This window comes from Stenotrophomonas sp. SMYL20 (assembly GCF_036320045.1).
Taxonomy (GTDB): Bacteria; Pseudomonadota; Gammaproteobacteria; order Xanthomonadales; family Xanthomonadaceae; genus Stenotrophomonas; species Stenotrophomonas maltophilia_A.
Window position 1 is genome coordinate 70606 of the sequence record NZ_JAWIRT010000014.1, and the last position, 13525, is coordinate 84130.

11 protein-coding genes are annotated in these 13525 nt (G+C 64.5%); 8 read left to right on the forward strand and 3 right to left on the reverse strand.

Annotated features, from left to right (window positions below):
* The first annotated feature begins 3 nt into the window (after positions 1–3).
* The 4 genes from V3B48_RS12430 to V3B48_RS12445 all read left to right on the forward strand — a co-directional run bounded on the left by V3B48_RS12430 (position 4) and on the right by V3B48_RS12445 (position 4226).
* Complete coding sequence (locus V3B48_RS12430; protein WP_012511147.1) at positions 4–1320, forward strand: hypothetical protein; 1317 nt, start codon at positions 4–6, stop codon at positions 1318–1320.
* Positions 1321–1419: 99 nt separating this feature from the next.
* Positions 1420–2124, forward strand: coding sequence for a C39 family peptidase (locus V3B48_RS12435; RefSeq protein WP_180837209.1), 705 nt, complete (start codon positions 1420–1422; stop codon positions 2122–2124).
* 13 nt (positions 2125–2137) lie between these two features.
* Positions 2138–2887: a hypothetical protein gene (locus tag V3B48_RS12440; protein WP_329892906.1), complete on the forward strand. Its 750-nt coding sequence runs from the start codon at positions 2138–2140 to the stop codon at positions 2885–2887.
* 46 nt (positions 2888–2933) lie between these two features.
* Entirely contained in the window at positions 2934–4226 is a 1293-nt protein-coding gene (locus V3B48_RS12445) for a transporter (RefSeq protein WP_285302046.1), read from the forward strand.
* A 22-nt stretch (positions 4227–4248) separates the two neighbouring features.
* Here V3B48_RS12445 and V3B48_RS12450 read toward each other — a convergent pair whose 3' ends face one another.
* On the reverse strand, positions 4249–5295 hold the full coding sequence (locus V3B48_RS12450) for a hypothetical protein (RefSeq protein ID WP_285302045.1): 1047 nt from the start codon (positions 5293–5295) through the stop codon (positions 4249–4251).
* Between the two features lie 216 nt (positions 5296–5511).
* On the opposite strand from V3B48_RS12450, the gene V3B48_RS12455 reads away from it, so the two are divergent.
* From V3B48_RS12455 to V3B48_RS12470, 4 genes are all read left to right on the forward strand, one after another.
* Positions 5512–6651, forward strand: a complete 1140-nt coding sequence (locus tag V3B48_RS12455) for an SPFH domain-containing protein (protein WP_049401484.1) — start codon at positions 5512–5514, stop codon at positions 6649–6651.
* A gap of 20 nt (positions 6652–6671) precedes the next feature.
* Entirely contained in the window at positions 6672–8024 is a 1353-nt protein-coding gene (locus V3B48_RS12460) for a membrane protein (RefSeq protein ID WP_049461047.1), read from the forward strand.
* Complete coding sequence (locus V3B48_RS12465; RefSeq protein WP_032127215.1) at positions 8021–8278, forward strand: hypothetical protein; 258 nt, start codon at positions 8021–8023, stop codon at positions 8276–8278. Before V3B48_RS12460 ends, V3B48_RS12465 begins: the two co-directional genes overlap by 4 nt.
* Before the next feature lie 276 nt (positions 8279–8554).
* Complete coding sequence (locus V3B48_RS12470) at positions 8555–10219, forward strand: tyrosinase family protein (RefSeq protein ID WP_329892905.1); 1665 nt, start codon at positions 8555–8557, stop codon at positions 10217–10219.
* Positions 10220–10272: 53 nt separating this feature from the next.
* Here V3B48_RS12470 and V3B48_RS12475 read toward each other — a convergent pair whose 3' ends face one another.
* Complete coding sequence (locus tag V3B48_RS12475; RefSeq protein ID WP_329892904.1) at positions 10273–11169, reverse strand: tyrosine-protein phosphatase; 897 nt, start codon at positions 11167–11169, stop codon at positions 10273–10275.
* A gap of 17 nt (positions 11170–11186) precedes the next feature.
* A complete protein-coding gene (locus tag V3B48_RS12480; protein ID WP_329892903.1) occupies positions 11187–13475 on the reverse strand; it encodes a TonB-dependent receptor in 2289 nt (762 codons plus the stop codon).
* Between the last annotated feature and the right edge of the window lie 50 nt (positions 13476–13525).

Below are 13525 nucleotides of genomic sequence, written 5' to 3' on the forward strand. Positions count from 1 at the left end.
ACCATGAAAGCGACCGTCAAACAGACCATGCTCGCCATGGCGATTGCCACTGCCTCGACCGCCGCTGCGGCCAATGGCTGGGACAACCAGAACGCCAACGCGAACATCAATCACAACCACACCGTCAGCGAGACCCGCAACGACACCCACAACCACACCGACAACGACGTACGCAACCGCACCGTCAACGTCAATGTGCAGAAACACAGCAACATCCAGGCCGACGAACGCAAGGAAAAGAACAACCACGGCGTCGACGTGAACCTGGAGAAGGACCTGCGGCTGAGCACCGACATCAATTTCTCCGGTGACCCGAACATCACCGGCGACATCGACCTCGACTCGGCGGCCATTGCCGTGATCGACAACCGCCAGTCGATCAGCAACAACGCCACCAGCAACAGCCTGGTCACCAACAGTGCTTCCATCGGTGACAGCGTGGGTGCCGGCGCCTCGGGCAATCTCGGCTTCAACGTGGTGTCCGGCGACAACAACGCGCAGGACAATGCCGCGTCGCTGTCCGCTGCCGACGCGTCCTTCAGCTTCGGCATGGCCGACGCCGAGGTGTTCGTCAACCAGGCCGGCTTCGGCAACGCCACCATGAACTCCGGCGTCACCAACGCCGCAGGTCTCGGCGGCAACGCCTTCGGTGGTGCTTCGGGCAACATCGGCGTGAACATCGCCTCGGGCAACAACAACGAGCAGAAGAACGCGCTCGCGGCCTCGGTAGCGACCACCGCGGTGGCGCAGTCGAGCATCAGCTCCAACCAGGTCTCCACCGGCAACACGGTCAGCAATGCCGGCTTCGTGCAGTCCTACACGGATACCGTGCAGGTCGGCATGCGTGGCGGCGTCAGCGGCCTGACCCTGGCCTATGGCGCGGGCACCTACCGCGGCACCGGCAACGCCTACCAGATGGCCAACTACTATCTGGATACATGGAATGGCGAGCTTCCACATCCGGGTGGCAACAGCACCGGCCACATCGACCTGGACAACGAGATCCAGAACGCCACGATGAACCCCAACCGGCCGGGAGTGGGCGGCCTGGGCTTCGATACGCGTGAGAGTGGCACCAGCCAGTTCGTCGAACTGGGCGTGGCCGATCTGTACGCCAGCCTCAGCGGCACGGTCAGCACCACGCGCTGGGTGAACGTCAACGCCACCAACACCTCGGCGTTGTCCGGCAGTGCCTTCTCCGGCGCCTCCGGCAACATCGGCGTGAACGTTGCTGCGGGCACCGGCAACCTGCAGGCCAACAGCCTGGCCCTGGCCGTCGCCCAGCCCAGCACCGGCGGCGGTGGCGGCAGCGGCGAGTAAGCGCAACACCCCGGCCGTCCGCCAATGGCCGGGTTCCCGGGAGCCCCTGTTCCTCCTCCCCCTTGGGACAGGGGCTCCCCCCTGCTGCCGGAGAACGTGATGATCCGTTGCCGCCTCTCGTTGCGCCTGCTGGCGATGCTGTTGCTGCTGGGTACCGCCTCCGCGTGGGCGGGCGAGGTGCGCTTCAGCGGCGTATTGCCCAATGGCGCGTTGCTGCAGCAGAAGGTGGAGAGCATGCAGGAGCGGCGCTACCGCAACGTGGTGCGGCAGCACACCGATTACAGCTGCGGGGCCGCCGCGCTGGCCACCATCCTGCGCCACGCCTACCACCTTGATACCGACGAGGCGACGGTGATCGAGGGAATGATGGGGGTCTCCGATCCCGCTCTGGTAGCCGAGCGCGGCTTCTCGCTGCTCGACATCAAGCGCTACGTGGAATCGCTGGGCATGCGCGGTCGGGGCTACCGCATCGATGAAACACGACTGCGCACCCTTCGCGTGCCAGGGCTGGTGTTGATGGACGTGCGCGGTTTCCGCCATTTCGTGGTGCTCAAGCAGGTGCGCAACGGCATCGTGGAAGTGGCCGACCCGATCCTGGGCAACCGCAGCCTGGCCCTTCCGGAGTTCCTGGCCGCCTGGCCATCGCGCGCGGTCTTCGTGGTGATCGGCAGCGACTTCGATCGCAACACCGCTCTTCTGCAACCCAGCGAACGGCCAAGCGCCCGCGCGCTCTACGCGCGGCAAGGGCCGATCACCGATGCCGAACTGGTCGACTTCGGCTTCAGCCACGCCGACCTGTTCTGAAGGAGGTTCGACCATGTTCCGCCAACCGATGATGATGGCTCTGCTGCTGGCCTTCCCTGCCCTGCCCCTGCAGGCGGCAGAGGGCGCTCCCGGTCGCGGCCTGAAGGAAATTCCGGACCCGGAACTGAGCCTGATGCGGGGGCGCTACACGGTGGGTGGCAACAACGTTGCCTGGTTCGGGGTCACCATGGTGTCGCAGTGGCAGGCCAGCAACGGCGCGACGCTGCAGGGCAGCCTCACCCTGGGCATGGACTTCCGTGGTGGTGGCGTGCCGAAGCTGAGTTTCCAGCCCAGCGTGCATGTCACGGCAGCCGATGCGCCGCTGCCCGATACCCACGGACGCAGCATCGACAGCAGCGGTCTGGCCAACGCCAGCGGCCTGGTGCAGAGCGTGCAGGTGGCCGGCGATGGCAATGTCGCGCGCAACGTCACCACGCTGACCGTCCGCGAGGGTGGCGTGCCAGCCGTTCTCTCTGATGGCGCAGGCAACGTCACCGCGCAGCAGGCCGGCGCCAGCGCGACCGCCATGCTGGAAGGCAACCAGGCACGCCTGCTGCTGCAGGTGGATGGCCAGGGGCTGGTGCAGCAGTGGATCCGCAATGGCAGCGTCGGCCAGGGTATCGCCCTCGCCGGTGACGGCCAGATCGCCAGTAACCAGCTGCGGCTGGAGCTGGTGCGCAACGCCGTGGGCAGCAACCTGCCGTTGAGCCAGAACGTGGCCCAGGCGATTGCGTTGAACCGCGGCATGGGGCCAGGCCAGTAACAGGGCCTGGCATTGGGGGAAACGCTCCACAACGCAGGACACCAACATGCACACCCTGATAAGGATCACCCCGTTGGCGCTGGCGGCGCTGACGGGCACCGCCCTTGCCGCACCGCCGACGTCCGACGATGGCGCTGACGTGCAGGCCCTGGCCAACCAGCTGGAACAGCTGAAGGCCAACTACGCACAGGAAGTGCGGCGGTTACGCGAACTGGACATGCAGGTCCAGGCCATGCAGGCGCGCTTGAGCGGGCGGGTTGGCCCGGTCACAGCCCCACCGGCCGCGCCATTGGCGCAGGCGGCCGCCGCCGCGGTCCCACCGAGCAGCGAGGGCTACGCCAGTACCGCCGCCGAGGCGCAACAGGCCAAGCAGGAGTCGCGGCGCAGCGTGGACGACGTGAAGCAACAGCAATCGGCCCTGTTCTCCCGCCGCTTCACCATCGAGAACAGCCTCACCTACGCCCGCTACGACCGCAAGCAGCTCACCCTCAACGGCTTCCTCGCGCTGGACGCCATTTTCCTCGGCAATATCGCCATCGAGAACGTGGAGTCCGACTCGCTGACCTACAACGTGGCGGCCCGCTGGGGTGTCAGCCCGAACCTGACGCTCAACCTGGACGTGCCTTACCTGGCCCGGCGCACCGTATACCAGAAGGGCGGCGCCGGCGGAGCAGCGGCCGCCATTGCACAGGAAGAGACCAACGGCAACGGCCTGGGTGATATCGGGCTCAGTGCGAACTACCGGTTGTTCGGCGAACGCGGCTGGCGCCCTGAGACCGTGCTTACCGCCGGCGTCACCGCCCCCACCGGGCGCGCACCCTACGGCCTGGACTGGAAGGTGATCGAGCGCGATGACGACGACTACATCCGCTTCGCCGTGCCGCGCGAGCAACCCACTGGCAATGGCGTATGGCAGGCCAACCTGGGCCTGTCGATGGTGAAGACCGCCGACCCGGCCATCCTGTTTGCCAACATCGGCTACGTGCACTCCATCCCGCGCGGGTTCGACGACATCGACAGTAATCCGGACACGGTGAACCCGGGCGATGTGAAGCTGGGCGGCTCGGTGTACTTCGGCGCAGGCGTGGCCTTCGCATTCAACGAGCGGACCAGCCTGAGCCTGTCCTTCAGTGACCGCATCAGCGCCCGCGCTTCCACCCGCTTCCAGGGCGGCAAGTGGATGAAGGTAATCGGCAGTGATGCCAATGCGGCATCACTTAACCTGGGCGTGACCTATGCGCTGAACCAGCACACCACGCTGGTGACGCTGCTGGGCATCGGGTTGACCCCGGATGCGCCGGACTTCACGTTGGCGTTCAAGATTCCGTACATGTTGTAGCTGCATCTGCCATGCGACCTCATCAACGTCCTTCGTGGCTACTGACCGAAATGACAACCACAGGGAATCTTCTTTTTCGGGAAAAGCGCGCAACCAGCCAATTCCAGACCAGGTGGTAGGGCGTTGAACATGCATGGGCCGTGTTGAAGCGCCCGGCATCTTCTCCCTTGTTCAGCAGATGGCTTGGCATAGCGTACTTGTTGCAAGCCAGGATCAGCTGATGACAAAGATCACTCCAATCTGGCGGTAAGGCGGTGAATGCAAGTTTGAAATCATTCCTGCCTGCGATCCGGGATGCGTCAAACGTGAAATCCGCACCCACCTCTCTTCCGCAAGCCAGAGAGCCCGTGCGTACCAGAGCTTCGAGCAACGTCCCAAGCGATTGGTCGCACGGCTCACCCCGTTTGGCAGCGCTTGCTACCCAGTGAGGACTGAAAGGACGCTTCGGATCAGAAGAAGCACCGATGTACCACGCGTGCGGCGGTGCTTGCTTGGATTGAACGTAACTGCCGGCACCAATTTGGTAGCCGTTCTGTAGCGCCGCATTCGACCCTGCAGCGAAGTAGAGGTCGAATGCGGGCCACTCTGAAAGCAGAGCAAGCTCTTTCAATGTCGAGTCGTTCTTCTTGCTAGGAAGCGACACGACAGGTGTCACCAGCTTTTTTCCTTTTGCGTTTCCTACCACCTTGGCCTGCAGGATCAAGCCACGTGCAGCCCTCACGAAGCAGGTGCCAGAGTGGATCTGAAGCCGGTCGATGAAGAAGACCGCCGCATCGCCAATCTCAACCCGCTCGGTTATCTCCTGGCCCCTATGGTCCTTCACAACATTGGTGAATCCGGCCATGGGGATTTTGTCAATGTAACCGAGGCTGACTTCGACCGTCCTTTTCATGCCATTGCTGCTGGAGAAACTACTATCGCTGCGGATCAGCGCCTCGAACGGTTTCCAGAATCCGGGCGAGAACAACGCCGCAAGCTGTTGAAGTTCCCCCCTTCTGCCTCGCTTCTTGTGTACCCGGGAGACAAGATCGTCGATGTTCTTGGCCGTGAAGGCTGCACCGGAACTCATGTCATTCCATCCTTGAAGATTAGCTAAGATTCCCGCCGGACTGTAGCGGATTCCGCCAGACGAGTGCTTGCCGGTGCTTGACGCCCCGTTGGCGGGATGACCGCGCCAACACAGTCCCTGATTCACCCACCGGCACCACAGCCGCCCCCGGCCACTGCTATATTCAGTCCAGCTCGGCAGGCATGGTGCCTGCCCTCGAATCACAGGGAGTTGGTCATGGGTCTGGTACAGGCGGTGAAGGGTGCGGTTGGCGGTGTGCTGGCCGACCAGTGGAAGGACTTCTACACCGTGCCGGCGGGCCTGCCGTCCACGGCGGCGCTGTTCGCGGCCGTGCCGCAGGGCACCAATGCCGGCCGCGGCTCCAACACCAGCGGCTCGTCCAACATCATCACCAACGGCTCGAAGATCATCGTGCCGGAGGGCTATGGCCTGCTGCTGTTCCAGGACGGCGCGATCACCGCGTTCGTCGCCGAACCGGGCGGCTACGAGTGGCGCTCTGACGATCTGAACTCGCAGTCGATCTTCGCCGGTGACGGCCTGGTCAGCACCTTCATCAAGCAGAGCTGGGAGCGCTTCAAGTTCGGCGGCCAGCCGGGCTCGCAGCAGGCGGCCTACTTTGTCTCGCTGAAGGAACTGCCGGATAACCGCTTCGGCACCCAATCGGAAATCTACTGGGACGACGGCTTCCTCAATACCCAGGTCGGCGCGGTCACGCGTGGTTCGTACACGCTGAAGATCGTCGACCCGATCCTGTTCGTGAAGAACTTCGTGCCGGCCAGCTACCTGCAGCCGGGCCAGGTGTTCGACTTCACCGACCTGGACAACGCCGCCGCCAGCCAGCTGTTCAATGAAGTGGTCGGTTCGCTGGCCCCGGCCTTCAGCCTGTATACGAACGATCCCAGCAAGGGCAACCGCATCACCAAGCTGCAGCAGGACTCGCTGGGCTTCGCGCAGAGCCTGTCGGCTGCGGTCGAACAGGGTTACCAGTGGAAGTCCGACCGTGGCCTGGCCATCGTCAAGACCGCTATCGTCTCGATTGAATACGACGCCAATACCCGCGAACTGCTGAAGACCGTGCAGCGCGCCGATGCCCTGTCGGGCTCGCGCGGCAATTCCAACCTGCAGGCCAGTGTCGCCCAGGGCATCCAGTCGGCTGGTGAGAACGGCGGCGCGGCCGGTCTGGTCGGCGTCGGCATGGCGTCGGGCATGTTCGGTGTCGGTGGCATGCAGCAGCCGGTCACTCCGGCCGCGGATGACCCGGTCGCCAAGCTGAAGAAGGCCAAGGAAATGCTGGACCTGGGCCTGATCACCCAGAGCGACTATGACGCCCTGAAAGCCAAGGCACTGGGCCTGTAACAGCAGGACGCACAACGAACATGTCCGATCCCCGAAACGGCCCACCGCCGCTGCCCGGATCCGCGCCCGCGACGCCGCCGCCCTTGCCGGCGGCGTCGTTGGATGGGCCCGGTTCGCCGCAGGACGTCCCTCCCCTGCCCGGCAGCTTCCCGCTGGACACCTCGAAGCTGCCGCAGGCGATCCGCGATGAAGTGGAAGCGCCCGATCCTGTGGCCATCGATACTTCGGCCAGCGAGCTGAAGGACGGCCTCAACCGCTGCCCCAAATGCGGCGCCACCGACATCCGGCCCAAGGCCGGTACCGATATCCTGGTCTGCCTGTACTGCCGTCACGAATGGCATGGCGCACGCGTCGAGGAGGAGTTTGGGCTGGGCGAGGCCATCGACCAGCTGCGCGGCACCGTCATCGCCTCCGGCGCACGCGACATCGATGCCGACACCTCGGCGTTGATGACGTTCAAGTGCACGGGCTGTGGCGCAGAAGTCACGGTCAACACCGAAAGCACGATGACGGCGCGCTGCCACTGGTGCCGCCACGTCTTCGGCGTCAACGAGCAGATTGCCAATGGCGCGGTACCCGATGCGGTGCTGCCCTTCCACATCAAGAAGGACGATGCGGTCGCGCGCATCCGCCAGTTCGTCGACAAGCGCCGGATGTTCGCGCTGAAGGCGTTCAAGGACCAGTTCACCCCTGAAAACGTGGTGGGCGTGTTCCTGCCCTACATGATCGTCGACAGCAATGTCAGCGCTGCGGTGGCCGGCAAAGGCGAGATCAAGACCCGTGAGTACACGGTCGGCAGCGAGAAGAACAAGCGCACCCTCTACGACGCCGATGTCTACCAGGTCGAACGCCAGGTCGATTTCACCGTCGACGATCTTCCGCTGGAATCCTCGGCCGAGCGCGGCAACCTGGATACCCGCGCCAACACCAACAACATCATCAACACCATCCTGCCGTTCGATACCAAGAACGCGGTGAAATGGAACGCCTCCTACCTGGCCGGCTTCACTTCGGAGAAGCGCAACCTGGATGTGGAAAAGCTGCGGCCGCGGCTGGAAGACCAGCTGCTGTCGATTGCCCGCGCACAGGTGGAAGGCTCGGTGAAGCGCTACAACCGCGGCGTGCGCTGGGAGCAGGAACAGCTGGAGGTGCATGGCACCCGCTGGGTGTCGATGTACCTGCCGGTCTGGCTGTACTCGTACCATCAGCCTGGCAAGAACGGCGGCATGCTGCACTACATCGCGGTGAACGGCCGTACCGGCGAAACCATGGGCAGCGTGCCCGTGCAGCAATGGAAGATGCTGCTGGCGGCCCTTGCCACCGGCACCGTCATTGAAGCCCTCGCAATTGCCTTCCTGGTGGCATCGACATGAGCGACGACAGTGGCCTCTGGCTGTTGGCGGCAGGTCCGGCCGGCGCAACCGCGCTGTACTGGGCGTTGTACCGCTATTACCGCAACACCGACAAATCACATTCCTTCGAGCACGAGACCGAAATCGAGGCGCAGCCCGTGACCGGTTCAGACCAGCAGGTGGGCCGGGTCACCGGCACCGAGGAAAAGCGCATACGCGGTGACAACGTGTACGAGTACCGGAAACGGGTGGCAAGGGTGAAACCCGACCAGTAGAGCCAGGCCATGCCTGGCTGATCGACAACGTCGCAACGACGACGGTGAACAGCTTCAGCCGGGCAGATGTGTACGCGCCTGCGACTGTGGCCTGCTTCGCAGATCAGCTTTGTTTGCCATGCCTATACTACCGCCGCTTCCACCCCGGCCATCGTTGCACCTGCCGGTGGAAGCGGCGGGGCTGGATGTCCCCGTCGGGTCGGCCGCCACGCTGCCGCCGGCCCTGCCAGTGATTTGTAACCCAACGCGGTTCAACCAATCACCAGGGGGAAGGCTATGCGCTACACACGTCGTGATTTTCTTGCCACCACCGCCAGCGCTTCATTGGCGTCACTGGTGGCGCCCGGGGCCTGGGCCAGCGGCGCCGCACCGGCCGGAAAGGCCGCGCAGGCGCGCTACCACCGCTACAACGTCACCAGCCCCGAAGGCCAGCGCATGCTGGCCAGCTACGCGCGTGGCATCAAGGCCATGTTGGCACTGCCGGCAGACGATCCACGCAACTGGTTCCGCAACGCCTTCGTGCATCTGATGGACTGCCCGCACGGCAACTGGTGGTTCTATGTCTGGCACCGGGGCTATGTCGGCTACTTCGAACAGACCATCCGTACGCTCAGCGGTGATCCGCAGTTCGCCATGCCCTACTGGGACTGGACCGAGCTGCCACGGATTCCCCCGGCGATGTTCGACGGCGTATTGACGCCCACTGACAGCGCCTATGCGCCGTATACCCGCAACCTGGCGGTCTTCACCCGGTTCATGCGCCCGGCGTTGCAGCGCTACTGGGACACGCTGGATGCAGGCCAACGCGGCCAGCTCAAGTTCCGCGGCTACCTCACTGCAGACGATGTCTGGAACGATGTAACCGGCTACAGCGTCGCGGAAAAGACCGGCATCTCGGGCAATGCGGCCTATGCGATCACCTGCGGCGCCCGCTACCTCTGGCGCGAGAATCCCGGCTTCGATGCAAAGACCGCTTCGGCCGTGTCTCCCGACACCATCCACGCGGGGCTGTCGCCGGTCGAGTTCTACAACGACGATGTCAGCCGCAGCTTCACCAGCTCGCGTACGGCCTCGCACGTGGTGCAGCCTGACGGCGCCACGAAATTCTCGGTACTGGAAGGATTCCCGCACAACAAGGTGCACAACTGCATCGGTGGCGTCGGCGCGGTCGATCCCGGCCCCTACGGCAACATGACCAACTTCCTGTCACCACTCGATCCGATCTTCTACCTGCACCACGCCAACATGGACCGCCTGTGGGATGTGTGGAACCAGCTGCAGCAATCCCGCGGCAAGCCGATCATGCCCGTCAATGTCGACCAGCGGCGCCAGTTCATGAACGAACCGTTCCGGTTCTTCGTCGATGCACAGGGCAAGCCCGTTGGCGAGCGTCCGGCCAGCGCGTTCTTCTCCACCACGGCCTTCGACTACGACTACGTCTATGCGCGCCGCAACGACATGCTGGAGGCGGTCACGCTGCCAGCAGCTGCCGGCGCGGTGCGGCTGGTGCGCGGCACACGCTCCGATGGCGCCGTCCGCGTGGCTGTCCCCAATGAGGCGGTGCGCGCGCACCTGACCACATCGGGCCCGCGCCAGTTGATTGCCGAAGTGACCCTGGAGCGACCACGCGGTTTGAACAATACGCGCGAGTTCGACGTGCTGATCAACGCACCGGCGGGCACCGCCTCCGTGGCGGCCGACAGTCCGTACTACGCCGGCACCGTATCGTTCTTCGGGCCGACCATGGCCGGGATGGATCACAGCCACCCAACAACGTTCGCGGTGCCGCTGCCGCAGAAACTGGGGGCCCTGCAGGCGCTGAATGCCGCCGATGGGGGAACGACCACGCTGGAGATCCGCCTGGTTGCATCGTCCGGCCAGGCACCGCGGACATTCCCGGTACTGGATGCCGCCATCCTGGTAGCGCCGCCGCAGCCGTGATGACGCACGGCAGGTGCCGGGCTGTCCGGCACCTGCCTTCAGCCTGGCAGTCTTCAGCCAGCCTGCCCCAGCCGTACCTTCAACTGCTGGATCTCCTGCTCGCTCACTCCGATCGACTTCAGGTACCCTTCCGCACCACCGTACTGGCTGTGCAACGCCGCCAGGAACTGCTCCATGTTGTCCGGTGCGGTACCGGCCATACCGGCCATCTTGCGGGCGATCTCGGGATTCTGCTTGACCAGCGCCATGATCTGCGCGTTCATCGCACTGTCCTTCGGCTGCCCTTCCAGATAGTGCGCGGAGATCGCGTAGTTGTGCACGATCTCGGCCTTCGGCACGCCCGCCAGGTCCAGCAGCAGGCCAGCGATGATGCCGGTACGGTCCTTGCCGGCCGTGCAATGGAACAGCACGGCGCCATCCTGCTGCGCGGCGATGCGCTGGAACACCTGCTTGAACTGCAGCTGGCTGTGGCCCAGCCACTGCACATAGGCTTCGCCCAGCGAATCGGGGAAGCTGGTCATCATCTTCTGCAGGTCCATCTTCTCCGTGCCCATCAGCGAGATGCGCTGGTAATCGAAGCGATCATCCCTGGCCAGCAGGTCCGGTGACTGCGCTTCCTCATCGGCGGTGCGCAGGTCGATGTCCAGCTTCACGCCGGCCGCGGCCAGGGCGTCGCGGTCGGCATCGGTGAGGCGGCCGAGATCGGCGGTGCGCACGAACGCATCGGCCGGAATCGGGCCATGGCGGCCCTGCAGGCCGGCGAAGGTGCGCACGTTCCAGGCTCCCTGCAGCGGGATCACCCGCTGCGCGTCGGCAGCGACCGGCTTCACGTTGGCAGCGACCGTCGGCTTTGCGGCGGTGGCCTGCGGTGCATCGGCAGCAACGGCGGTCACGGCCAGCGGCAGGCTGAGCATCAGGGCCAGGACAAGTTCGGTAGAGCGGTGCTTCATGGAGTTCTCCGTTCGAATCAGAAGTTGACGGCCACGTCCAGACCGAAGGTGCGCGGGTCATTGAAGATGCCGGTCTGGCCCAGCGCCGGGCTGTTGAGCTTGTAGAACAGGTGCTGCTCATCCAGCAGATTGCGCGCCCACAGCGAGAACGACATCGTGGTGCCGGTGCTGCTGACCGGAACGTCCACCAGCGCCACCCGTGCATTCACCACGAACGAGCTGTCGGTCAGCATCTGGTCGTACTCGCTGGTGTAGTAGCCATCGGACCAGTTGCCGTCCACATGGAATTTCAGCGCCGAGAAGTTGGCGAACGGGACCAGATAGTCGACCGACAGGCTGCCGGCGTTCTTCGGCGCCAGCAGCGGCTGCACGGTCACCTGCACGCCCGCACCGAACGGGTCGGTTGCTGTCTGCGCATCGATCTTCGTGTAGGCGTAGTTGAGGCCGAGCGTGAGGTTGTCGACCGGCATCACGTTGAACTCCAGCTCCGCACCCCGGGACTTGCCATCGCTCAGTGCATTGGTGGTGACCATGGTGGTGCGGGTTTCGCCGCTGTTCGGGTCGAACGGCAGCGAGAAGTCCATTTGTTTGTGCGCGATGGTCGAATCGAACAGCGCCAGGTTCAGGCGGGCGCGGTTGTCCCAGAACTGCGACTTGAAGCCGAGCTCGTAGGCGGTCACTTCTTCCGGACCGAACGCGGTGTAGTTGGTCGAGCGCGAATTGGCACCACCGGCCTTGAAGCCCGTGCTGTACTTGGCGTAGACCATCGCGTGCTCGCCGAGGTCGTAGGCGATGTTGACCATCGGGTCGAAACGGCTCCAGCGGTCCTTGAAAGCGAGATTCGTCGCCGCGCCGTTGACGGTGTACAGACTGCCCTTCTTGTCGTCACGGGTGTAGCGACCGCCGGCAGTCAGGTGCAGGCGCAGCAGTGCTTCCGGCGTCCACGTGGCCTGGCCGAACACGCCCAGGCTGTCCGTCCACGCTTTGCTGGCGCGGTCGATGCGTACCCGCGAGAGATCCAGCGGGTTGGTCGCCGGATTCACGGTGTAGCTGTTGCCACCCGGCCCCCAGACCAGCATGTTCGGGGTCTGCGCATTGTCACCGGCAGTCTCGTGGTAGTAGAACGCTCCGCCGAGGAACTGCACCTGCGAGGTATTGCCGATCAGCTGGAATTCCTGGCTGTACTGGTGCTGGTAGACCTGCGCCAGGCTGTAACGACCGAACGGCGTCCCTGCACCACCGTAAGCGGAAATCGCATCGACCAGGCCCATGTCGAACTGGCCCTGGGTGAGTTCACGGTATGAGCTGATCGACTTCAGCTCCAGGTTGTCATTCAGCGTCCACGACAGGTTCAACAGATGGCCGCTGGTACGCCCGATGTTGTCTTCCTGCGGTCCACCGAGAATCGCGCTGTCGCGGCGATCCAGGCTGGCACCGGCCTTCTGCAACGGGCTGAGGTACGCGCCCGGCACCAGCACCTGGGTGTGGTACGGCGTGGTGGCGTCGTAGGAGCGATCGAACGCGTACAGCAGCGAGAAGTCGTCGCTCGGCTGCCACAGCGCACTCAGGCGTGCGCCGCGCTTGTCGTAGCTGTTGAAGTCGCGCTCGCCGCGCATCGGGTTGTCGGTGGTGCCGCCACGCTTGGCCTGCACGGCGTCGATCTTGAAGCTGACATCGCCCACCTTGGGCAGGTCCAGGTGCAGCGCACTGTTGTAGCCGCTGAAGTTGGACACGCCGGCGCTGACGCTGCCGCCGAATTCGCCGGTGGGCGCCTTGGTCACGATGCTCACTGCGCCGCCTTCGGTATTGCGGCCGAACAGCGTGCCCTGCGGGCCCTTCAGTACTTCAATACGCTCCACGTCGTAGAGCATGTTGCCCAGGCCCTGTGCGCGGCCCATGAACACCCCGTCGACGTAGATACCGACGCCGGCGTCGCGGGCCGGCTGGTTGGCGTCGCCGGAGGCGCCGATGCCACGGATGCCGATGTTCAGCGCCGAACTGCGGGTAGCGAACGGCGTGACCCGCAGCGACGGGATGGAGCCATCGGACAGACTGCCCAGCGAAATCGCGCTGCGGTCCTTCAGCGCTTCGGCATCGACCACCGATACCGAGATCGGGGTCTCCTGCAGGTTGGTGGCGCGTTTCTGCGCGGTCACCATCACCTGGTCGAGGGCAACGACAGTGCGCGCGGCCTCGGCTGATGCCTCGGCGTCGGCACTGGGACTGTCTTCGGCATGGGCCAGTGCCGGCAGCGCGGCGGCAATGGCGAGGGTGAGCAGCGGGCGGTGCAGCAGGGCGTGGCGCATCGGACTCATTCGCGGAAGGAGAAGGCCGGCGCAGTCTGGGAGGCGGGAAT